Origin of the sequence: Aequorivita flava (assembly GCF_038742595.1) — a bacterium.
Lineage (GTDB): Bacteria > Bacteroidota > Bacteroidia > Flavobacteriales > Flavobacteriaceae > Aequorivita > Aequorivita marisscotiae.
On record NZ_JBANCF010000002.1, the window covers coordinates 481,069 to 503,239 of the forward strand.

General features: G+C 36.5%; 25 protein-coding genes. 17 read left to right on the forward strand and 8 right to left on the reverse strand.

All coding sequences use genetic code 11. The features are described from left to right. Window positions 1-141 precede the first annotated feature (141 nt). The 6 genes from VZD24_RS04550 to VZD24_RS04575 all read left to right on the forward strand — a co-directional run bounded on the left by VZD24_RS04550 (window position 142) and on the right by VZD24_RS04575 (window position 5,797). Entirely contained in the window at window positions 142-1,281 is a 1,140-nt protein-coding gene (locus VZD24_RS04550; RefSeq protein ID WP_342686738.1) for a hypothetical protein, read from the forward strand. Beyond that, a complete protein-coding gene (locus VZD24_RS04555) occupies window positions 1,278-2,279 on the forward strand; it encodes a glycosyltransferase family protein (RefSeq protein WP_342686737.1) in 1,002 nt (333 codons plus the stop codon). The genes VZD24_RS04550 and VZD24_RS04555 overlap by 4 nt, the downstream gene beginning before the upstream one ends. Continuing rightward, complete coding sequence (locus VZD24_RS04560; RefSeq protein WP_342686736.1) at window positions 2,245-3,483, forward strand: O-antigen ligase family protein; 1,239 nt, start codon at window positions 2,245-2,247, stop codon at window positions 3,481-3,483. The genes VZD24_RS04555 and VZD24_RS04560 overlap by 35 nt, the downstream gene beginning before the upstream one ends. After that, a complete protein-coding gene (locus tag VZD24_RS04565; protein WP_342686735.1) occupies window positions 3,476-4,543 on the forward strand; it encodes a glycosyltransferase family 4 protein in 1,068 nt (355 codons plus the stop codon). Before VZD24_RS04560 ends, VZD24_RS04565 begins: the two co-directional genes overlap by 8 nt. A 30-nt stretch (window positions 4,544-4,573) precedes the next feature. Then, complete coding sequence (locus tag VZD24_RS04570) at window positions 4,574-5,317, forward strand: WecB/TagA/CpsF family glycosyltransferase (RefSeq protein WP_279449525.1); 744 nt, start codon at window positions 4,574-4,576, stop codon at window positions 5,315-5,317. A gap of 168 nt (window positions 5,318-5,485) precedes the next feature. Further along, window positions 5,486-5,797, forward strand: a complete 312-nt coding sequence (locus VZD24_RS04575; protein ID WP_342686734.1) for a hypothetical protein — start codon at window positions 5,486-5,488, stop codon at window positions 5,795-5,797. Window positions 5,798-5,822: 25 nt separating this feature from the next. Here the strand turns inward: VZD24_RS04575 and VZD24_RS04580 are convergent, their stop codons facing one another. Continuing rightward, window positions 5,823-6,458, reverse strand: coding sequence for a 2OG-Fe(II) oxygenase (locus VZD24_RS04580; RefSeq protein ID WP_342686733.1), 636 nt, complete (start codon window positions 6,456-6,458; stop codon window positions 5,823-5,825). Between the two features lie 187 nt (window positions 6,459-6,645). On the opposite strand from VZD24_RS04580, the gene VZD24_RS04585 reads away from it, so the two are divergent. Then, window positions 6,646-7,095 carry a 6-pyruvoyl trahydropterin synthase family protein gene (locus VZD24_RS04585; RefSeq protein WP_279449519.1) on the forward strand — a complete coding sequence of 150 codons (450 nt, stop codon included), beginning with the start codon at window positions 6,646-6,648 and terminating at the stop codon, window positions 7,093-7,095. Between the two features lie 3 nt (window positions 7,096-7,098). Here VZD24_RS04585 and VZD24_RS04590 read toward each other — a convergent pair whose 3' ends face one another. After that, the gene (locus tag VZD24_RS04590) at window positions 7,099-7,419 is read right to left on the reverse strand and encodes a type II toxin-antitoxin system PemK/MazF family toxin (protein WP_342686732.1); all 321 of its coding nucleotides are present in this window, start codon (window positions 7,417-7,419) and stop codon (window positions 7,099-7,101) included. Continuing rightward, window positions 7,413-7,667, reverse strand: coding sequence for an AbrB/MazE/SpoVT family DNA-binding domain-containing protein (locus tag VZD24_RS04595; RefSeq protein ID WP_279449516.1), 255 nt, complete (start codon window positions 7,665-7,667; stop codon window positions 7,413-7,415). Before VZD24_RS04595 ends, VZD24_RS04590 begins: the two co-directional genes overlap by 7 nt. A gap of 97 nt (window positions 7,668-7,764) precedes the next feature. On the opposite strand from VZD24_RS04595, the gene VZD24_RS04600 reads away from it, so the two are divergent. Continuing rightward, on the forward strand, window positions 7,765-8,532 hold the full coding sequence (locus VZD24_RS04600) for a UDP-2,3-diacylglucosamine diphosphatase (RefSeq protein WP_279449515.1): 768 nt from the start codon (window positions 7,765-7,767) through the stop codon (window positions 8,530-8,532). A 70-nt stretch (window positions 8,533-8,602) separates the two neighbouring features. Here VZD24_RS04600 and recJ read toward each other — a convergent pair whose 3' ends face one another. Further along, entirely contained in the window at window positions 8,603-10,291 is a 1,689-nt protein-coding gene (gene recJ / locus VZD24_RS04605) for a single-stranded-DNA-specific exonuclease RecJ (RefSeq protein WP_342686957.1), read from the reverse strand. Between the two features lie 179 nt (window positions 10,292-10,470). Here recJ and VZD24_RS04610 point away from each other — a divergent pair, with 179 nt between their 5' ends. The 3 genes from VZD24_RS04610 to VZD24_RS04620 all read left to right on the forward strand — a co-directional run bounded on the left by VZD24_RS04610 (window position 10,471) and on the right by VZD24_RS04620 (window position 14,151). Then, complete coding sequence (locus tag VZD24_RS04610) at window positions 10,471-11,958, forward strand: T9SS type A sorting domain-containing protein (RefSeq protein ID WP_342686731.1); 1,488 nt, start codon at window positions 10,471-10,473, stop codon at window positions 11,956-11,958. A 39-nt stretch (window positions 11,959-11,997) separates the two neighbouring features. Continuing rightward, window positions 11,998-13,470, forward strand: coding sequence for a T9SS type A sorting domain-containing protein (locus tag VZD24_RS04615; protein ID WP_342686730.1), 1,473 nt, complete (start codon window positions 11,998-12,000; stop codon window positions 13,468-13,470). 93 nt (window positions 13,471-13,563) lie between these two features. Next, a complete protein-coding gene (locus tag VZD24_RS04620; RefSeq protein ID WP_342686729.1) occupies window positions 13,564-14,151 on the forward strand; it encodes a carboxymuconolactone decarboxylase family protein in 588 nt (195 codons plus the stop codon). Window positions 14,152-14,171: 20 nt separating this feature from the next. On the opposite strand, the gene VZD24_RS04625 is transcribed toward VZD24_RS04620, so the two are convergent. The 4 genes from VZD24_RS04625 to VZD24_RS04640 form a co-directional block, all read right to left on the reverse strand. After that, the gene (locus VZD24_RS04625; RefSeq protein ID WP_342686728.1) at window positions 14,172-15,368 is read right to left on the reverse strand and encodes an ATP-binding protein; all 1,197 of its coding nucleotides are present in this window, start codon (window positions 15,366-15,368) and stop codon (window positions 14,172-14,174) included. 101 nt (window positions 15,369-15,469) lie between these two features. Continuing rightward, window positions 15,470-16,144, reverse strand: coding sequence for a 16S rRNA (cytidine(1402)-2'-O)-methyltransferase (gene rsmI / locus VZD24_RS04630; RefSeq protein WP_342686727.1), 675 nt, complete (start codon window positions 16,142-16,144; stop codon window positions 15,470-15,472). A gap of 3 nt (window positions 16,145-16,147) precedes the next feature. Further along, window positions 16,148-16,504 (reverse strand): DoxX family protein, encoded by a 357-nt coding sequence (locus VZD24_RS04635; RefSeq protein ID WP_342686726.1) that lies wholly within the window; start codon window positions 16,502-16,504, stop codon window positions 16,148-16,150. Window positions 16,505-16,513: 9 nt separating this feature from the next. Continuing rightward, window positions 16,514-17,305, reverse strand: a complete 792-nt coding sequence (locus tag VZD24_RS04640; protein WP_342686725.1) for a DUF8457 domain-containing protein — start codon at window positions 17,303-17,305, stop codon at window positions 16,514-16,516. 181 nt (window positions 17,306-17,486) lie between these two features. Here VZD24_RS04640 and VZD24_RS04645 point away from each other — a divergent pair, with 181 nt between their 5' ends. The 6 genes from VZD24_RS04645 to VZD24_RS04670 all read left to right on the forward strand — a co-directional run bounded on the left by VZD24_RS04645 (window position 17,487) and on the right by VZD24_RS04670 (window position 22,072). Continuing rightward, the gene (locus VZD24_RS04645; protein ID WP_279449501.1) at window positions 17,487-18,134 is read left to right on the forward strand and encodes a thymidine kinase; all 648 of its coding nucleotides are present in this window, start codon (window positions 17,487-17,489) and stop codon (window positions 18,132-18,134) included. 31 nt (window positions 18,135-18,165) lie between these two features. Beyond that, complete coding sequence (alr, locus tag VZD24_RS04650; protein WP_342686956.1) at window positions 18,166-19,275, forward strand: alanine racemase; 1,110 nt, start codon at window positions 18,166-18,168, stop codon at window positions 19,273-19,275. An 80-nt stretch (window positions 19,276-19,355) separates the two neighbouring features. Next, window positions 19,356-19,766: a large conductance mechanosensitive channel protein MscL gene (gene mscL / locus VZD24_RS04655; protein ID WP_279449500.1), complete on the forward strand. Its 411-nt coding sequence runs from the start codon at window positions 19,356-19,358 to the stop codon at window positions 19,764-19,766. Between the two features lie 111 nt (window positions 19,767-19,877). Further along, a complete protein-coding gene (locus tag VZD24_RS04660; protein WP_342686724.1) occupies window positions 19,878-20,459 on the forward strand; it encodes an N-acetylmuramoyl-L-alanine amidase family protein in 582 nt (193 codons plus the stop codon). 125 nt (window positions 20,460-20,584) lie between these two features. Next, complete coding sequence (locus tag VZD24_RS04665) at window positions 20,585-21,574, forward strand: aspartate-semialdehyde dehydrogenase (protein ID WP_279449497.1); 990 nt, start codon at window positions 20,585-20,587, stop codon at window positions 21,572-21,574. A 117-nt stretch (window positions 21,575-21,691) separates the two neighbouring features. Beyond that, the gene (locus tag VZD24_RS04670) at window positions 21,692-22,072 is read left to right on the forward strand and encodes a DoxX family membrane protein (RefSeq protein ID WP_279449496.1); all 381 of its coding nucleotides are present in this window, start codon (window positions 21,692-21,694) and stop codon (window positions 22,070-22,072) included. Window positions 22,073-22,171 lie beyond the last annotated feature (99 nt).

Here is a 22,171-nt window from a genome sequence, read left to right on the forward strand (position 1 = left end):
GGTTCACAAAGTAATCTTTATCAACTTTATTAAAGCTATTTCTTTTTCTATAATAAAATGTAAAAAATAGTAGCTTTGCCAGGGGATTCCAACATAAGAGGTAAACGAAGCTTTTTATTGAGTTATCCATAAATTATTGTATTGAAAGTTTTTAATCAAATAATATTAATTTTTCTTTTTTTGGCCATTGGCACCAAAACCCTAAGTGCGTTTGTTGCTATTTGCTTGGCTATATTATTTGCTAGTGCATGGATTGATAGTAGAAAAGGAAAACTGCTCGTACCCCATTATATAATCCTGGGCTTCGGGATTTATGTATTTTTCCTAGTTTTAGGCCTAATCAATGGGCATCCTAATTGGGTTAGGGACGTAAAGTTTCAGTTTTTCGGTTTTATCTTTTATCTTTTTTTGGTGAACGTTAAGCATTTTAATCTGCTGCGATTTCTCTTTATTCTTAATGCTATTGTTTGTGGAGTCTATATTTTAATTTATTTGGGGCTGGTACCAAGTTTATGGAATGAATCTATATCCGGAATGGAAGGAAGATTGTACGGTCCATCTATAATTCCAATTGTTTTAATAGGTTTTTATTATTTATATAATAGAATGTCTTTTGATGTGCCTTTAGGTCTGTCATGGCTATTGGCTCTGGTCTATCTGTTTATGACTTCCAATCTTATGAATCTCGTAACAGCAGGAATCCTTTTGGGTTTAATAGTTGTTAATGTTTATAAAATTTTTAAACCTGCATTTCTGGTGGGGTTTTCAATAATCTTGGTAGGTTCTATTGCTTTTTTTAATTCAGATTTTGCACCAGAGGCAATTAAAACTAAATTACCCTATATTTTAAAACCCTGGGAATACGCAAGTTTAAAGACTCGCATAACCGATTTTGGAATGGCGCTACGCACTGAGGATTTTACCTGGTCTGAAAAATTAATTGGTGAGGGCTTTGGTGCGAGTACAACTATTTATCGCGAAAATGAAATAGCTGTAAGTTTAAGTGGTAAAATTACTTTTCAAGAAATAGATAACGGATTTTATTATTTATATCACCGAGGTGGATTTTTATTGTTGCTTTTATTTTTACTGGTAAACATTTACTTAATCTACAAAATACCCTCGCTAAAAGCGAAATTGGGCTTTATTTTCATTGTAGTTTTTACAAACTTGCTTTCCATTCATTATTTTAATAATGTTTTCTATTTAATACTTCCATTTATAATTTTAGAAACTAGTTCAAAAAAATATAATGATCCTCCAAAAATTTTAGAAAAATGAGGAACAGTTTATATGTAGTTCCAAATCTCAACAAAGTTTCGGGAGGTCCCAAAACACGGATCAATTCTTTTAAAAGTATATTTGAAACAAAAGGAAATACTATTTTTTATAAAGCGAATAAGCTTAAGGCTATTTTAAAAAGATTAGATTTATCTTACGTAGAATCTGCCACAAACCGCATTGCCCTAATAGATATTCTCTGCCTCTTTTTCTTAAGGCTGCGTTCTAAAAAAACAATCGTCTTTATCCGCGATATTTATATTGAATTATTTCCGGAAGAATACAACACTTTTAGAGGCAAGATCACTTATTTTTCTAACAAGCTGAGCAATTTCTATTTAACCTTGATTTCCACTTCAATGGTTTTTCCCACCGTAGAAATGGGCGAAGTCTTTTTTCAAAAAAACAAGTTTTTTCCAAAACGGCCATTTACAGATTTACCGCCGGGAACACACGATATTACCCAAAACCGAAAGCTACCCAATTTCTCAGAAAAACTTGGTATTCTCTATTTGGGTAGCTTGGGCTATACAAATTCGGGCTACCAAAATTTTATTGACTTTGCCGAAATGTATAAAAACGAATACAATTTCTATATCCTCTCTGGCGACAAAGATTTAAAAGAAAAGGTAACGGCAGGTCACATACAATTAGGAAAAGTACCAAGAAAGAACATTCCACAATTTATTGCTGAAAACAATATTGCATTTGCCTTCCATACACGTCCCAGAAATATATACGACGATATTACGTTTCCTATTAAGATGTTTGATTTTTTAAGCTTTCAGCTGCCGTTTTTTTCTGAAGAACACAATCCGGCAAAAAGATTGTTAGGCAACGATTACCCACTTTTTGCATCCTTAGAAAACAAACAGGAAATCCATCGTAGAATAAAAAGCATCAACCCGGAGGAATATCAGGCATTATTGAATTTACTCAAAGAAATTGCCCTTAACAACACATATGATAAAAGGTATAAAAAGCTACTGGAACAATAAATCAATTTGGCGAATTTTATTCGAAATTAGCACCTATTTATTTGTGGCAACCTTACCGTTATGGGACAAGCTAAATACACTGGTGCTGTGGCTATTCGTGGCTTCGTCTATTTTTCTTTTAAAACCAAGAGAGCGGCTGGAAAATTTAAAACAGAACAAGACTGCTTTTATGGGTTTGTTTGCGTTGTATCTCTTGTTTATAATAGGATGGCTACTTTCAACGGAGACTAAAGATGCATTGCGCGATATGGAACGCACGCTAACCCTCGTTATAATTCCCTTAATTCTTTTGTCTCACAAACGTGAAGATTTCAATTTAAAAAAAATGTACGTTGCATTTGGAGTGGGACTCTTTACGGCAATGGTTATTTGCTGGGCGGTAATAATTGAATCTATTTTAACCAACGCTACCCCGTGGGTACAAGCTGGCTACTTTTTTAAATGGGTTTATAATGGTTGGAATGCTGTAGCTCCTTTAGAAGGTCATCCCAGTTACTTTGCCGTAATGTTGGTGATATTTATTGTGGGACTTATACGGATGCCAGCATTTAAAAACGTACGAAAAAATAAATTTAAATTTATCCTACTTTTAGCACCCTTTTTCCTCTTTTTAATCGAAACGAGCAGTAGAATTGGCGTAATCTGTCTGGTGGTAATTGCCGTAGTAACAATTTTTAAAAAGCTCGAAATTAAGAGAATATTTTATGTAATTGGCTTACTGATTGCATTGGCAATACTATCTCTAAAGTTTGATTATTTAGGTTCAAAAATGTCGCAAATCGTAGATTCTAAAGGAAATATAACCCTTGATAGGTACGACAGATGGGGCGCAATACTCACAGATTTTAAGGTCCGTGAAAGTTGGATTTTTGGTATCGGAACTGGCGATTCGCAGGAACTCTATAATATTGCCTATAGCAAAAATGGGTTTATGGTCGCATTAAAGAATGAATATAACGCCCACAGCCAATACTTGGAATTTCTAATTTCCAATGGAATGTTGGGGTTGTTGGTTTATTTGGGAGTGCTGTTTATCTTTTTCAAAAAAACCAGATTAAAGGGAGAGGCGCTTAGTTTATTTATAATAATTGTGCTGTTTTCAGGTTCAGAAACCATTTTTGGCATAAGTAAAGGTGTTTTTATATTTGCTTTTTTCTATGCACTTTTTATTCTTTTATATTCAAAGCGAGCGGTAAATGTCTAAAAAACAACGATTGTACCTCGTATCAAACATGTATCCGTCCACAGAAAATGTGCGCTACGGTATTTTTGTGAAAAATTTTGAAATAGCAGTTTCAGATTTTTTTGAAGTTGAAAAAGTAGTGCTTACCAAAAAATATTCCTTCCTATCCAAGTTTTTAGGGTATTTGAAATTGTATTTTCAAATAATACAGCTCTATTTTAAAAGTGGAAAAAATGATTTGGTGTATGTGCATTTTCCACTGCACGTGGCGCCAGCCTTAGTGCCATTGTGGTGGCTAAACCGCAAAGTAGTTTTAAACTTTCACGGCAGTGATCTTATTTTTAATACTACATTTAAAAAAGCACTATCATTTTTCTTAAAGCCGGGATTAAAAAAATCGACCATTGTGCTGCCGTCCACCTATTACAAAGAAAAACTCATTGCAAAATTTAATATTTCTAAGTCAAAATTATTCGTTTATCCTTCCGGAGGCATTAATAGCAAAGTGTTTTCTCCAAACCGAAAAAGCGAGAATTCCAGTTTTATAATAGGTTTTGTTTCAAACTTTATAGAAGGAAAAGGATGGCGCATTTTTTTGGATGCGCTTAAGAAAATCAAAAGTGAAAATAGCATTACCAATTTTGAAATACTCATGGTTGGCGATGGCCCAGACAAGCCAGAAATAGAAAATTTACTTGCCGACTTGGATATTAAATTTGAAATTATTTCAAACATTTCACAGAAAGAACTCGCAGCTATTTATAACCAAATGAATGTCTTCATTTTTCCCACGTATCGGGAAGAGGAAAGTCTTGGACTCGTTGGCCTCGAAGCAATGGCCTGTGGAATCCCAGTAATAGCCACTAAAATTGGTGGCCCTTTGGGATATATTGTGGATAATGAAAATGGTTTTCTTTTTGATATAAAGAATGCCACTATGCTAGCTGAAAAAATTCTGGATTTTTACAAACTGCCCGAAATTGAGAAAAATAAAATGAAGCGCAATGCAATCACTACAGCCCAAAATTATGATTCACTGACTGTAAATAAAGATCTTGTAGCATTTTTAAAGAACTTGTAAACACTATCTTTGCATCTTTAAATAATAATCGTGAGTACCGAGAAAAGAATAAAAATCCTTAACACTACCATAGATAACCTTTCTATGCAAGAAACCCTTGCTCTGGTTCAGGAAAAAATACAGAAGGGAGAACAACTCCATCACGTAGTGGTAAACGCCGGAAAAGTGGTGGCGATGCAGAAGAATAAAGAGCTGCGCCACAGTGTAAATGAATGTAGTATAATAAACGCTGATGGGCAATCGGTTGTTTGGGCTTCGCGGTTTTTAGGGAAACCTCTAAAAGAGCGCGTTGCAGGAATAGACTTAATGGCGAGCCTTGTGGAAATGGCATATAAAAACCATAACAAAATCTTTCTTTTTGGAGCAAAAGAAGAAGTGGTTAAAAATGTAGTTGAAAAATATTCCGAAATCTACAGTCCAGAAATTATTGCTGGTTATAGAAACGGTTATTTCACTCCTTCCGAAGAAGCGGAAATTGCCAAACAGATTGCAGACAGTGGCACCCAAATGCTTTTCGTTGCAATCTCTTCGCCCATCAAAGAAAATTTCCTTTACAAATACCGTGATATCCTTAAAGATGTAAACTTAATTATGGGTGTTGGCGGCAGTTTTGACGTTGTGGCTGGAAAAACAAAACGTGCTCCACATTGGATGCAAACCTCAGGTTTAGAATGGTTTTATCGCTTTGCCCAAGAGCCTAAACGCATGTGGAAGCGCTATCTTGTTGGGAATTCTAAATTTATATATTTGGTGTTGAAAGAACGATTTTCATAATCGCGTTTACTATTTAAATTCTTTAAAATCTTACTATGGATTGGTTAAAGTTTTTTGGTGGCCCTGGGCTTTTTTTATTTCTGGCCGTTTTGGTTATTGTCGTCGTTCTATATCAAAAATTGAAAAAACGCTAAAGTTATTTGGCTTTTTCCTCTGAATTTTTTTACCGTGAAAACACCTTCCGAAATATTTAAAAACAATCCTGAAATACAGCAAAATCCATCGGTTAAAGAACTTATTTCAGAATACGAAGCAGTTTGCGATGCGCTTATAGATTTGCAGCAGATTTCAGAAATGAGCAAAGAAAAATATCTGAAAATTCTTTTACTCGAAATCCGCCAAAGTATTTCGATGGAATTAAATCGCGATCTCGAAGCTGAACGATTTGGCGAAACAGAGCGTGTAAATTTTAAACATGCAATTGAAAATCTTCGGGAGTATATAGATGACTATTGTCGCGACCACAAAATTTATCTCTGAAACCAAAAAAGGAATACGCGAAAAACTAACGCGTTTTTAGCCAACCCGTAATACTCATCCGTTCCGAAGCTTTTACAACTTTTACTTCGTGCTCCAAAATTTGACTTTCAAAAATAACAATACGTCCCGGAATCGGTAAAATATTTAAATCTTCATTTTCGGTATAAATAGTGAGCTCGCCTCCATTTTCTGCCAACCAGTTGTCTTCGTTTAAATAGCAAACTATAGAAAGCTTACGTCGGTCGTCATTCTGAAAGGTATCTAAATGCCGCTTATAAAAAGTGCCGGTTGGATACACAGCGTAGTGAAATTCCTTATGAAGAATTCCTAAAAAACAGGTTTTGTTTAAATAATTAACTAAGTCATTTATTTTTTTGAAGAAAATAAGTTCCGCTTCATTTGCGCTATTTTCATCCATCCAAAGAATAAAATCACCACGAACAGATTTGTCAATTTCTTCGTTCGTTTTACTGCCAATTGCAGATTTTTTAAATCTATCTGCGTCGTATTTTGCAAGTAACGAGTTGCGTAAAACCACCACTTCTTCCGAAGAAAAAAAGTTGTTTACAATGCTGTATTGCTTATCCAACAAGTTATCTATAATAGTTTCGAACAGCGGGTTTTCAACAAATTCCAATTGCTCAAAAAGTTCTTCGGTCATTTTATATTCTTTTAAGAAAACGCGCAAATATAGCGCAGAAAGTCATTGGTTTTACACGTGAATTAAACTAAAATAGATGCGGTTTGAGGAGCATATTTTTGTTCGTAAAATTCAGCTTCAATTTTCAAAAGGTAGAAAATAAAGCACGGGCGAAGAAAGTTGTATCTTTGCTGCCCAACTTTACGTTATGAACCAGATACGCATTACCAAGATTTTTTCTTTTGAAACCGGACACGCACTTTACGGCTACGACGGCAAATGCCGAAATGTACACGGCCACAGTTACAAACTTTCGGTAACGGTAATTGGCAGCCCAATTTCAGATAGCAAAAATGTGAAATTTGGGATGGTAATAGATTTTAGCGACCTAAAAAAAATCGTAAAAGAAGAAATTGTAGATGTTTTTGATCACGCAACCGTTTTCAATAAAAATACGCCACACGTAGAATTGGCAAAGGAATTGAGCGACCGCGGCCACAGTGTACTTTTGGTAGATTACCAACCCACCAGCGAAATGATGGTGATTGATTTTTCTGAAAAAATAAAAAATCGTTTGCCGAAAAACATTCAGCTTCACTCCCTCAGATTGCAGGAAACCGACAGCAGTTATGCGGAATGGTTTGCGGGAGATAATTAACAATTATTCAATTAAATATTCTGAAAGAATTGTTTTTAATTCCTTGATGGATCTCTTGTTCAAGCTATCCATCTTGTTGCCTAATCGCAACTTATCTATGCATCTTATTTGATCTAATGCTACTTGCCCTCTTTTGCCTTTTAAAATAATCTCAATTCGCATCGGAAAATTTCTAAGGGTAGAAGTAATGGGCGCTACAAAGAGTGTATTTAAAATTTTATTTGAAAAATCTGGAGATATTATAAGACAAGGACGCGTTTTTTTAATCTCACTTCCAACGGTTGGATCTAAGTTTACCCAATAAATATCGTATTGTTTTACCATTCCCAATCAGAATTATTTTCTTCTTCGAAAAAATCTGGCATCAATCTTTCGGGCTGCCCATATTTTGTCACATCTTCTGCCAGCATTTCTTCCCACCCTTCACGAGGTTTAGATTTTGCAGCTGTAATGATCATTTTGTCATCTTCAATTTCGATGGCAACTTTTTCCTCGAGGCCGATGAGCTTCAGAAATTTGGCTGGTATAATGATTCCTTTTGAATTACCAATCTTTATTATTTTCGCTTCCATTTTTGAAAAATTTACACAAAGTTAATACATTGTTATAACAAAACATACAACTTAATAAAAAAGTACTCCGACAATTCACTTTCACTATCTTTGCTCCATGCAAATCCCGCAAGGCAAGAAAATATACTTTTCCAGCGATAATCATCTTGGCGCGCCCACACAGGCCGAAAGCTTGCCGCGCGAAAAGATTTTTGTGAAATGGCTGGACACTATAAAACACGATGCCGAAGCAATTTTCCTGCTCGGCGACCTTTTTGATTTTTGGTTTGAATATAAAACTGTTGTACCAAAAGGTTTTGTTCGTGTTTTGGGGAAATTGGCAGAGCTTCGTGATAGCGGCATCCAAATTCACTTTTTTGTGGGCAACCACGATTTGTGGATGCACGATTATTTTGAAAAAGAACTCAATATTCCAGTATATCACGACCCGAAAGAGTTTGTTTTTAATAACAAACATTTTTTTATTGGTCACGGCGATGGAAAAGGTCCGGGCGATAAAGGTTACAAGCGGATGAAGAAAGTTTTTACCAATCCGCTTTCGCAGTGGCTATTCCGGTGGTTGCATCCCGATATTGGAGTGCGATTGGCACAACATCTTTCGGTAAAAAACAAATTGATTTCCGGCGATGAGGACAAAGCGTTTTTAGGTGAGGAAAAGGAATGGTTGGCCCAATACGCCAAACGAAAATTGGAAAGGAAACATTTTGATTATTTTATCTTTGGGCATCGCCATTTGCCGATGGAAATAAAGGTTGGCGACAATTCAACCTATTATAATCTTGGCGATTGGATAAACCATTATACCTACGGCGTTTTTGATGGCGAACGGTTTGAATTGAGGGAATTCAAACCCCATTCATTGTAATCGTTTTACGGATGTGTCGTGATTGTAGGGACAAGGCTTGCCTTGTCCCTACAACGGTTCCGGGTCAATATTAACGAATATCTTTTAAACGTAATTGCAGGCTAATGTTTCCTTGCCATTCGTTTTCATCAATACAATACGCTGCCATAAAAGGTTTTCCGCCGCAGGCGATATCTTGTTTATCTGCCAAACCAAACCCAATTCCCGTAAATTGGTTCGAATTTCCTTGTTTCACCACGACGCGTAAATGTGTTTTATCTTCCCCCACACATTTTCCCCAACCGGTATCCATTAGGTTTTGAGTCATAAAAGTGGGTGTCATATTTCCAGGGCCGAAAGGGGCAAATTGTTTTAAAATTCTGAAAAATTTTGGGGTGATGTCTTGCAGGTTTATTTCGGTATCTATTCTAATTTCGGGGGTAAGCAAATGTGGATCAATGGTTTCTGAAACCACGCGTTCAAATTCATTTTTAAAATTTTCGAAATCTTTTTCAAATAATGTTAAACCTGCGGCATACATATGGCCGCCAAATTGTTCAATGTGTTCCGCGCAGCTTTCCAAGGCGTTGTAAACATCAAAACCTTTTACGGAGCGAGCTGAAGCTGCTAGCTTTTCGCCACTTTTGGTAAACACTAAAGTTGGACGATAATAGGTTTCCGTCAATCGGGAAGCCACAATACCAATAACCCCTTTGTGCCAGCTTTCTTGATAAACAACAGTGGTTTTACGTGCTTCTTCTTTATTAGCAATTATTTGCTGTAGTGCCTCCTCTGTAATTTGTTTGTCTGCTTCACGTCGGTTTGTGTTAAAAGTTTCAATCTCCGCGGCGTACGTTTGGGCTTTCTCAAAATCTGTTTCAGTAAGGAGCGCAACAGCGTGGTTTCCGTGTTTCATTCGTCCGGCGGCGTTGATGCGCGGGGCTATTATAAAAACTACATCGGTAATGGTAAGTTTTTCCTTTTTTACTTGCTTTAAGATTGTTTGTATTCCCGTTCGTGGATTGCTGTTTATTACTTTAAGACCGTAGTGTGCAAGGATGCGGTTTTCACCTGTAATTGGTACAATATCTGCTGCAATTGCAGTAGCTACCAAATCTAAATACAGCAATAAATCTTCAAGCTGTAAACCTCGCTTTTCGGCTAAAGCTTGAATTAATTTGAAACCAACACCACACCCGCAAAGATCCTTGTACGGATAGGAGCAATCATCCCGTTTTGGGTCGAGTACGGCCACGGCTTTCGGAATTTCCTTCCCCGGTCGGTGGTGATCGCAAATGATAAAATCGATATTTTTTTCGGATGCGTAGCCAACTTTGTCGATGGCTTTTATACCGCAATCTAAAGCTATAATTAACGAAAAACCATTGTCTTCGGCATAATCAATTCCTTTATACGATACGCCATACCCTTCGTTATAACGGTCGGGAATATAGGTTGAAACATTAGGGTAATAACTTTTTAAGTATGAAGAAAGCAAGGCAACGCTTGTGGTTCCATCTACATCGTAATCACCGTAAACCAATATGTATTCTTCATTTTCAATTGCTTTTTGAATGCGCAAAACCGCCTTATCCATATCTTTCATAAGATACGGATCGTGAAGATTGTCCAAATTTGGGCGAAAAAATTTTTCGGCTTCTTCAAAAGTTTCTACCCCGCGCTGTACCAAAAGCGAAGCAATAAGCGGTTCAACTTTCAAGGCTTTTGAAAGTGAATTTACTTTTTCGGGATCGGGTTTTGGTTTTAGGGTCCAGCGCATATACTTCGAAAATTTCAAAGTTTAAAATTACAAATTCCAAAAATAGATTGCGATTATTTAATTATGGGAAGCGCTATAAATTTACAAAATTTGGTGGAAAAAGTAATTATTTGCTGTATTTGAAAAATTTAGTATCTTGTAGGAATAATTCTCCCCTTTATTCATAAAATCTCAATATTATGAAAATAGTTTTACTTTTTTTAGTGGGAATGTTCTCGACTTTAGGACTTGCCCAAGACGGCAGTTTAGATGTTTCGTTTGGAAACAATGGAACCGTACAAACCGATATTGCAGGCGATACGGATATGGCCATTTCAATTGCACAGCAAACAGATGAAAAACTATTGGTGGCGGGACAGTTTAAAATTCAAGGACAAGCTTTTCCGTCTATAGCTAGATATAACCTAAATGGTACTTTAGATACTTCTTTTGGTACAAATGGGGTAACAGTTTTTAATGGTGCAGGTTATGAAGAGGAATATTACAGAAAGGTTTTAAGCCAAAGTGATGGTAAAATTGTTGCTAGTGGATCATTTAGTCTGACTGCTAATTCTGAGTTTGTAGTTAACCGATTTTTAGCCGATGGCTCAGTAGATACTAGTTTCGGGAATAGTGGAGAACTGATAGTATTTCCCGAGAGTATTTATAGTGGCGAGATGGTACTTTTAAATGATGATTCGCTTTTAGCAGCGGGTAGATTATTTGAAAATGGAATATCTAAAATTGGCTTGAAAAAATATTTGCCTGACGGAACTTTAGACTCTACTTTTGGAAATAATGGCGTGGTAATTACAGAAGTAGGAAATGAATCAAACTCGGCTCAAAAAATAGAAATAACGTCTAATAACAAAATAGTCGTCCTCGGCATAAGTCAAGAAAACGGTGTTACATCTCAAGTGCTATTGCGTTACTTGTCTAATGGTACATTGGATACGTCGTTTGGCAGTAATGGAATAGTGAGCATAACGAATGAACCTGATTATTCATCAAACCATATTGCTCTGTACAATGATGGTAAAATTGCAGTTCACAGTTCTTTTTTGGATTGGCAGTTTGATATAATGAATAATTTAATTTTCAGATACCTACCTGATGGAAGTTTTGATACATCTTTTGGCAATAATGGGTATATAAATCCGAACAGAAATAATTTTATAATAAGCAACATTGAAGTTCAAGAGAACCAAAGATTGTTAGTTTTTGGAGAGCTTACTGATTTTTTTGAGGGTGGCGGACCGTTTTTTATGAAGCGGTATTACATTGATGGATATGTGGATACAGGTTTTAATTTCGTCACAAATTCTACTGAGTATTTTGTAACAGATATGTTAATTCAACAGGACGGTAAAATCACTTGTTTGGCCAATACAGCTTGGTACAATGGGCAAGAAGATATTATTATGGAGCGCCGTGTTAATAATCCTTTGTCCACTCCCGAATTTGAAAACCAAAAAACAACTATTTACCCAAATCCCTCAAACGGAATTTTCACCATTGAACGCGAATTTCCTGAAACTACGGAGTACCAAATAACTGATATTACTGGAAAAGTCATTGCCACTGGCGAATTGACTGAAAAGCAAACGCAGCTAAATCTTTCTTCGGCACAAAGCGGGGTTTATTTTCTGAAAACTTCAAATAGTGTGTTTCGTTTAATGAAGAATTGAGTCGGAAAAATTTCTTCGGAAGCATTAAAACTTGAAAATATGAAAATACTTTTACTTTTTTTAATAGGAATAGCTTCAACACTTACCTATTCGCAGGATGGAACACTTGATACATCTTTTGGGAATAATGGCTTTGCAATTACCGATTTTTTTGGAAGAAGTGACAGAGGTACTTCCGTTGCTGTTCAAGATAATGGAAGAATAATAATTTATGGTTTTGCAAGTCACGCTGGAGGCGGTTTTTCTTACGCACTTGCCGGACATCTGCCCGATGGTAGCTTGGACCCTACTTTTGGAATTGGAGGTTTGGTAACTACGCAAATTGGAAATTTTTACGAGGAATACTTTAATTCACTTCACATTCAGCCCGATCAAAAAATTATAACCTCCACAACATTTTTTGAAAACGGAGAAGTAGGTTTTCTGTTAGTTCGCTATTTGCCCGATGGTGCATTAGACACTGCTTTTGGAATAGACGGAATCGTAAAGACTAGTTATGCCGAGAACTATTTAAGTGGTACTGTATTGCTTCCCGACGCTAAAATATTGGCAGGGGGAAGTTCAACAAATGGAGGCGACAATTCTATTTTACTGGTAAAGTATTTGCCCGATGGGTCGCTGGACACTTCATTTGGCACAAATGGAAGTCTCTTTCATTTTATAAATAATGAATCCTTTAAAGTTTTTGGCATTAAGGTGCAAAGCGATGGTAAAATATTAGTGCCTTATAAAACCGAAGAGAATTTTGTAAAAAAATTCCAAATTGCCAGATTTTTACCTAATGGCGATTTGGACAATGATTTTGGAGTTGATGGTATTGTTGAAATAGAGTCGTCCTCTGAAGTATTTCATTCATCTATCACTATTCAAGACGATGGAAAAATACTAACCTCGTTGAGAACACAACCCGGAACTTCCATAAAAAGATTCCTGCCAAGTGGTGAAATTGACACTTCATTTGGAAATAATGGAACGGCAATTATTGACGGCGATATATTTACTGCCCTTAAAATTTTGATTCAGCCAGATAACAACATAATTGTTTTTGGAGTTACTTTTGGGTTTGAGCCCGATTTTAACAGGACTTATAGATTTAATTCAGAAGGAATACTTGACACTACTTTTGGCGCTAACGGCTACACTGCGCTGGGTTTTGAAGGTGCCGATATTGCTTTTCAGCAGGACGGAAAACTCGTAATTGGAGGCAATACATTTTTCTACAGTGGCAGCGAAAGCTTGGTTGTGGCTCGTCTTATTAATGGTCCATTAAGTGTTTCAGAATTTGAAAACGATAGCTTTAAAATTTACCCAAACCCTTCGAACGGAATTTTCACAATTGAGTGCGAACTGTTTTCTGAAAAAACACCGTATCAAATAACCGATGTAACTGGAAAAATTATTGCCACTGGTGAATTGACTGAAAAGCAATCGCAGCTAAATCTTGCCGCTGTCCAAAGTGGCGTTTATTTTCTGAAAACTTCAAATAGTGTGTTTCGTTTACTGAAGAATTGAGTTGAAAAAATTTCTTCGGAATTTGAGGGTTGCGATTTATTTGGAATTTCCAAGTGGCATTTCGTACTTTCGGATTTCAAACAATTTTAAAATATGCCATTAGTAAACCCGCTTTCTCCAAATCACGATAATGATACCGAACAATTAGCAGAATTCTTTAACGAAACCCTTGGTTTTTGTCCTAACAGCGTACTTACCATGCAACATCGTCCAGCAATCAGTAAAGCATTTATAAATCTAAATAAAGCCGTAATGGCGAATGAAGGCCGGGTTACTTCTGCCTTAAAAAGAATGATTGCCTGGGTAAGCAGCAATGCTACCGGTTGTCGCTACTGCCAAGCACACGCAATCCGTGCTGCAGAACGTTATGGCGCGGAGCAGGAACAACTTGATAATATTTGGGAATACAGAACCCATCCTGCATTTTCAGAGGCTGAACGCGCTGCTTTGGATTTTTCACTCGCTGCCAGCCAAGTACCAAATGCCGTTGATGAGAAAATAAAACAAAGACTTTACAATAATTGGGATGAAGGCGAAATTGTAGAAATGCTGGGCGTGATTTCGCTCTTTGGATACTTAAACCGTTGGAATGACTCAATGGGTACTTCAATTGAAAAAGGTGCTGTAGAAAGTGGCGAGCAATATCTCGGGAAACATGGGTGGAATAAAGGAAAGCACTAGTAATTTTAGATTGATAACTATTAGTACATTAATCCAAAAAGATGTAATGGAATAATGTTTAAGGCTCCAATTTCAATATCATCTTTAAGTATAAAAGCATCTTTGAGATCTTTAATCTGATGTGTAGTTTTATTTTTGCCTCCTATTTCAACGGTATATTTTCTGTTTACGATAAAATCACCTTTTTTAACAAGGTGAATTTCATGAATATGTTTTAATTGATTGGCAAAAAATGTTTCGCGTAGGGTTCCTTGCTCTAGTTGACTTTGTGCAAGTGCATAAATTAAATTAGTATTGTTGAGGTATAATTTTTCAGGTTTGGTGAATGCACCAATGCCTTTTAAAGGAGTAAAGAATTCATGAATAAGTTCGGCTCGATCCAATATTTTAAGTGAATTCAATAGAAAATTTCTGGAAAAACCCAAGCGCTCACTAAGTTTTGAAACGTTGGGCGTAAACGGGGCACTTTGTGCAATAGCAACGAGCAGCTTTTTTATTTTCCGACTTTCCTGATACGGGATGTTTTCTACCGAACTTACATCAATCTCAAGCATTAAATTAACAGTGTCTAAAAGTTTGGGGTAGTAATTATCAACTCCTTCAAAGCTATAAGGATAACAACCGTATTTAAGATATTTTTTAAATTCAGCAACTGGGAAATTAACTTGCTTTTTAAGCTCCAAAGCTACGTCTTTTTGATTTTTCAGAATATATTCGAAATCGAAAGAAGGCACATCCAGATTGTGTTTTATATTCAAATATTCACGAAACGACATTTCCTTTAAAATATATTTCACCGCCCGTCGACTTAGATCGGATTCTCCTTTATTTATTTCAAGAATGGAGGAAGATGTAAATATTACATTTAGAGAAGGTAATTGGTCGTAAATCAGCTTTAATTCCCGAGACCAGTTCGGGTATTTGTGTACCTCGTCTAAAAACAAATGTGTTCCGCCTTGTACTGCAAATTCCTCCGCCAAACCAATTAAGGTATGGTTCATAAAATATAGATTGTCTAAGGAAGTGTACAAAGGCTTTTCCGCTTCGGAAAGATGAAATTTTATACGTTGAAGTAATAAAGTTGTTTTGCCGGAACCTCTAGCGCCCTTTACACCAATAAGCCGCTGCGACCAATCAATTTGCGCCAACAAGTACCGTTCTTTTTGGATATTTAAAGCATCTAAAATACGTTCGCTGATTATGAAAAGCTCTTTCATTTTGTTTTTTATGAAAAACAAATATAATAAATATTGTTTACGACAAAAAACAAAATAAACAAAAAGTGTTTTTTATAAAAAACATTATGTAAAACGAAAAACTATTTCTTCCCGGCAACTACAATAACAATCTCCCCCTTCGGCGGCTTGTTTTCAAAATGGTTTAAAACTTCTTCGGCAGTGCCGCGGACGGTTTCTTCGTGTAGTTTAGTAAGTTCCCGCGATACGGAAATTTGTCTTTCGGCACCAAAATATTTCACAAACTGTGCGAGTGTTTTCAAAAGCTTGTGCGGCGATTCGTAGAAAATAATAGTTCGGGTTTCTTCGGCTAAAAGTTCCAAGCGGGTTTGTCTTCCTTTTTTCACAGGGAGAAATCCTTCAAATACAAATTTATCGTTTGGGAAACCGCTGTTAACTAATGCGGGAACAAAGGCAGTCGCGCCAGGCAAACAATCTACTTCAATACCAGCTTCAACACAGGCACGGGTTAATAGAAATCCTGGGTCGCTAATGGCCGGAGTTCCGGCATCGCTAATTAACGCAATGTTTTCACCGTTTTGAATTCGTTTTACAATGCCTTCCACCGTTTTGTGCTCGTTGTGCATGTGGTGCGAATGCATCTGGGTGCCTATTTTAAAATGTTTTAATAGTTTTCCGCTGTTTCGCGTATCTTCGGCGAGAATTAAATCTACTTCATTCAGTACTTCTACCGCACGAAGGGTCATATCTTTTAAATTGCCGATAGGTGTGGGTACCAAATAGAGTTTTCCCGTCATAATTTATGGGCGTACTGTTTTTCCGAAGAAGTATGAAATTAATAATACCAAAATTCCGAACAATGGCAGCGTCATTCCTGGGTCGCCAATTCGGTAAAGGGCAAAGCAGGCCAATACCAAATCGAAAAAAAGCCCTGCATAGGCCCACTCCATAACCCATTTTGGCCTTCGTAAAATTATAAATACAATGGCAGAAATTTTAGCAAGCGCCATCGGAATTACCAAATAGGAAGGATATTGATAATCTTGATATGTACCTTCAATTACCGCGGTATCTGTTAAATAAGTAAATGCCGAATATAAAAATAATGCGCTAAGCAGGCTTGTTGCTATCCAATAAATGGTTCTTTGGGCTGTCATGACATTTATTTAGTTAAAGCGTTTTTCAATGATATTCATAAAACGTTCAGAATATTCTTCTTTATCTAACCAATAATTATAATCTGGCTTTACTTTTGCCTTCACGAAATTTTTTACTTCTTCAAAATTATCCATCGTGTTAATTTGTGAAAGTACCCGGGTGTAATCTTCGGCGTGACCGTCAAAGAGATGCTTTATAAACGCTAAACGATCATTGAGCCCAATATTTAATCCTTTGTTAATAGTTTCGTTTAGCGATTTTGGACGAGATTCTTTTAATGTTTTGCTCGCCTTTTCTCCTTCCGAAGCTTTTGGAAAGAGCCCGGTTGTTTTTCTTTCAAATTCGGGCATTTGCTGATAATTTGAAGCAAATTCCTCCAAATCGTTTTTTGTGTATTTTACCGAAGGCTTTTCCTTAACCTGTACCGAGGTTGCCGCTTGGTTTTTTGGCATCATTTCTTCCAGTAATTCGTCAATACGCTCGCTTTCTTCGGGCATTTGGGCTACAATATCTTTTATTTTTTCCATCAAAGGTTCAATAAGATCTTCTTTATGTTCTGGTTGTGGCACGGGTTCGGGTTCCGTAAACCAGTTTTCTTCGCGGAAACTTTTTGAATCTAAGGAAGCTAAAGTGCTATCTTCGGGCGTATCTTCCAACTGATTTTCAAGATATTCGAGCACAGATAATTTTTCGTATAGTTCGCCAACTAACCCCTTTAAATATGCGGTTTTACAAGTACTTTCTTCTTCAATTAGCTGCTTGGCGAGCGCTGTTACCTGCTCGCGGACTTTCTTCTTCATATCTTTTTAAATTAAACGGATTTTCTATTTTGTTTTTATAAATTTACGCATCCTATATGTAAACGTCAACTATTTTTGTTTCTTGTTTAAAACCAATATTTTACAAAGGTTTTAAACCGTATTTTAGTTGCGTTTACTTTTGTAAATAGATTTGTGTTCATGTTTCGCGTAAAAATAAACTATGTTTCTTGAAAATACCGTAAATCAGAAAGAACAATTTGGTTGGATTGAAGTAATCTGCGGTTCCATGTTTTCAGGAAAGACCGAAGAACTTATCCGAAGGTTAAAACGTGCCCAATTTGCTCGACAAAAAGTTGAAATTTTTACTCCATCATTAGATACTCGTTACGCCGAAGATGCTGTAACTAGCCACGATAGCAATAAAATTAGATCTACGCCCGTTCCGGCAGCAGCTAATATTCCTATTTTGGCAGATAATTGCGATGTAGTAGGTATAGACGAGGCTCAATTTTTTGATGACGAAATAGTAAAAGTGTGCAACGACCTCGCCAACCGGGGCGTTCGGGTAATCGTAGCGGGGCTGGATATGGATTATAAAGGAAATCCGTTTGGCCCAATGCCCGCTTTAATGGCAACTGCCGAATATGTAACAAAAGTACACGCCGTCTGCACCCGAACGGGTAATCTTGCACACTATAGCTATAGAAAAGCAAAAAGTGAAGCGCTTGTTTTGCTGGGCGAAACCGAAGAATACGAACCCCTAAGCCGCGCTGCATATTACAAAGTACAGCTCAGAGATAAAGTAGTAAAATTAGACGTGAAGGATGCCGAAGAAATTAAAGATGAAAAAGCATCTCGCCAAGACTGACAGCCCGATAAAACGGGAAAACAAGCATAATATGCCCAAAGCCACAGAAACCTTATTAGAAATTGACTTAAATGCGCTCAATTCAAATTACAAATATATAACTTCAAAAATAGCTCCGAGCACGAAAATGCTTGCAGTAGTAAAAGCATACGCCTACGGTAACGATGCAGTTATTGTTGCAAAAGAGCTTGAAACTTTGGGTGTATCTTATTTTGCTGTAGCCTATACTAATGAGGGCGAAACACTTAGAAATGCTTCAATAAAAACTCCAATTTTAGTGTTGCATCCGCTGCCAGTTAATTTTGAAACTATTGTAAATCGCTGTCTGGAACCGAGCATTTATTCTCGAAAAACCTTAAAAGAGTTTATTGAATTTGCAGAGAATCACAATCAATCTAACTATCCAATACATTTAAAATTTAATACGGGGTTAAATCGTTTGGGGTTTAACCACAATGATTTATTATGGATTGCAGAAACACTTTCCAACACAAAAAGCGTAAAAGTAAAATCTATTTTTTCGCATTTAGCTGCTAGCGAAGATTTAAAATTGAAGGAGTTTACCCAAGGTCAGATTAAAGATTTTAGAGAAATTTCGGAGGAATTAATCGCTAAACTTGGGTACAAGCCGTTGTTACACTGTGCAAATACATCTGGAATAATAAATTATCCCGAAGCGCATTTTAACATGGTGCGATCTGGAATTGGTCTTTACGGCTTTGGAAATGATCCCGAAGAAAACAAACATTTAAAACCTGTAGCCACCTTAAAAACGGTTATTTCGCAAATCCATGAGGTGCAAAAAAATCAAAGTGTTGGTTATAATCGCGGCTTTATTGCTGAAACAGTAACCAGATCTGCAACTCTTCCCATTGGTCACGCAGATGGTATTCCGCGCTCATATGGCAAAGGAAAAGGATGGGTAACTATTGCTGGAAAAAAGGCACCTATTCTTGGTAACGTTTGTATGGATATGATTATGGTAGATGTTACTAATATTACTTGTGAAGAAGGCGATGAGGCAATTATTTTTGGCCCCTCTGCCAGTGCTGAAGACTTAGCGGCTTCAATAAATACAATTTCTTATGAACTGATTACGGCCATATCGCAACGAGTAAAACGGGTAATTCGTAAAAATTAATACTTAAATGTATAAAGTATTAATTTTTTGAAAGCATTTTAAGTAAATTAGCACATATTAACCATTAAAACCATCAAAATATGTTAAAGGAATTTAGAGATTTTATTATGACGGGCAACGTCGTAGATCTTGCCGTAGCCGTAATTTTGGCAAGTGCCGTTGGACTCGTAGTTACCGGCTTTACAAATGATATGATTATGCCTATTGTAGGGCATTTTACTGGAGGCGTAGATTTTGCCGATCTTAAATACGTGCTAGATCCAGCAGTTATTGGACCAGACGGTGAAGTAGTAGAACCTGAAAATGCAGTAATGTGGGGTAAATGGGTAAACTCAATCATTAACTTGATTATCGTAGGATTTGTATTGTTTTTAATCGTTAAAGCCTACGCAAAAGTTCGAAAGAAAAAAGAAGCAGCTCCTGCACCAGATCCGGGACCATCTGAAAAAGATATCCTATTGGAAATTCGTGATGAGCTTAGAAAAAAATAAATTTCAATCACCGCTACATTACATATTCTAACCCTTAAACCCTGTTTCGTTCAATCGAGAGAGGGTTCTTTTTATATGTTTATCAACACTGTAATTTTTAAATAAGCGTTTATGAGAAATATTATAATATTAAGCATTTTGCTGTTTTCGACCTTCCTTTCTTCTGCAACGGAAAAAATAATAGTAATTGATGTCGGCCACGGCGGCAACGATGACGGGTATGCAATAGATGGCTTTAAAGAAAAGGATCTTGTTTTTGAAATCGCATTGAAAATCGTGGCTTTAAATACCGCTGAAGATGTAAAAATTATTTTAACCCGTGAAGGAGATTACCCGCTTTCCTTAAAAAGTCGAGCAGAATTTATAAATACATTAAATCCAGATTTCGTTATTTCACTTCACATTAACTCAAACGTAGATGTTGCTGCAAGTGGGTTCGATTTTTTTGTAAGTCCTGAAAACGCTTTCTCAGAGGCATCTAACAAACTTGCTGAACGTCTAAAAAATGCAATAGATCAAGAATTTGAAAGCAATGGAATTAGAAATTCAAATTTCTATATTTTGAAAAATGTAAGCGCACCTATTACCCTTATGGAAATGGGTTATTTAAGTAACCCGAACGACTTTGAATTGTTGACTTCCGAAAAAGGACAGAATAAAATTGCGAACGTTATTTATAACTTAATTAAATAGCCAAGCTGGCTTTTCAATCTCTAGAAAAACATTCAACAGACAAAAGCTAATTTTACCACACTCAATTGGTGGTCTTTGCAAAAAACTTTGCGACCTTTGTGGGTAATTATTCAAATTTAAAAAATATGAAATTAGCTTTGGTGGGTGCCACAGGAATGGTGGGCGAAGTAATGTTAAAAGTCTTGGCGGAACGCAATTTCCCTGTAGATGAGCTGCTCTTAGTAGCTTCGGAAAGGTCTGTGGGCAAACAAATTTCATTTAAAGGAAAAACGCTTACAGTAATTGGCCTTAATGAAGCCGTGGCTGCAAAACCCCATATTGCGCTTTTCTCGGCAGGCGGTAGCACATCGTTAGAATGGGCGCCAAAATTTGCCGCAGTAGGGACTACCGTTATAGACAATTCGTCGGCTTGGCGTATGGAGGCCGATAAAAAACTAATCGTACCCGAAATAAATGCCCACATATTAACGAAGGACGATAAAATTATTGCCAATCCAAATTGTTCAACAATTCAGTTGGTAATGGTTTTGGCACCACTTCATAAAAAATACAAGCTAAAGCGCGTGGTGGTCTCTACCTATCAATCAGTGTCTGGAACAGGTTTAAAGGCCGTTAAACAAATGGAAAATGAAATGGCCGGAATTAAAGGAGAAATGGCCTACCCCTATCCAATTCACAAAAATGCTTTACCGCATTGCGATGTTTTTGAAGAAAACGGTTATACCAAAGAAGAAATGAAACTAGCGCGCGAGCCACAAAAAATTTTAAACGACCGTACCTTCTCCATTACTGCAACTGCTGTTAGAATTCCTACCGCAGGAGGCCACAGTGAATCTGTAAATGTTCAATTTGAAAATGATTTTGAATTAGGCGCTATACGTAAAATGTTACACGAAACTCCTGGTATTGTGCTTCAAGATAATACAGATACCAATACGTATCCTATGCCCATATATGCGCACGACAAAGATGATGTTTTTGTTGGAAGAATTCGAAGGGACGAAACCCAACCCAACACGCTAAATATGTGGATTGTTAGCGATAACCTAAGAAAAGGTGCTGCTACCAATGCAATTCAAATTGCAGAATATTTAATATACCACAAACTACTTTAGGCTTTTAAGAAAAATCGCGAAATATTTATTTATTTTTTGTTAAAAAATCATAATATTTACAAAGCGATGTTCTTTTTTTTTCAGTATCTTTAAGGATTAACCTTAAACGTAAAGCCTATGAATTCAACTTTTACTAAAATCCTAAGGATTATATTAGGCTTAGGATTACTTTTTTTTGGACTGAGCAAGTTGCTTCACTTTAAAATTATGCCAACGCATATTTATACAGGAGAGGCAGCAATCTTTATAGACTCGCTCAGCAACACTGGCTATATTCTATATGTAGTTGGAATTTTTGAAATATTTATCGGCGCACTTTTACTATTTAATAAATGGGTGCCATTTGCCCTGCTATTATTGGCGCCAATAACAGTAAATATTTTACTATTCCATATATTTTTAGATACTCCGGGTCTTATTGCGGCCTTGGTGATTGTAGTTTTAAATGTTATACTTATCTATAAACATTGGAAGGTTTATAGACCGTTATTTATTTAGACCGTCCATTCAATAAAACAAAAGGCTTCTTTAACCGAAGCCTTTTGCTTTTTAGAATATTCGCAATAAGGTTAAAAGCAGTACCTTTGCATTTCTAAG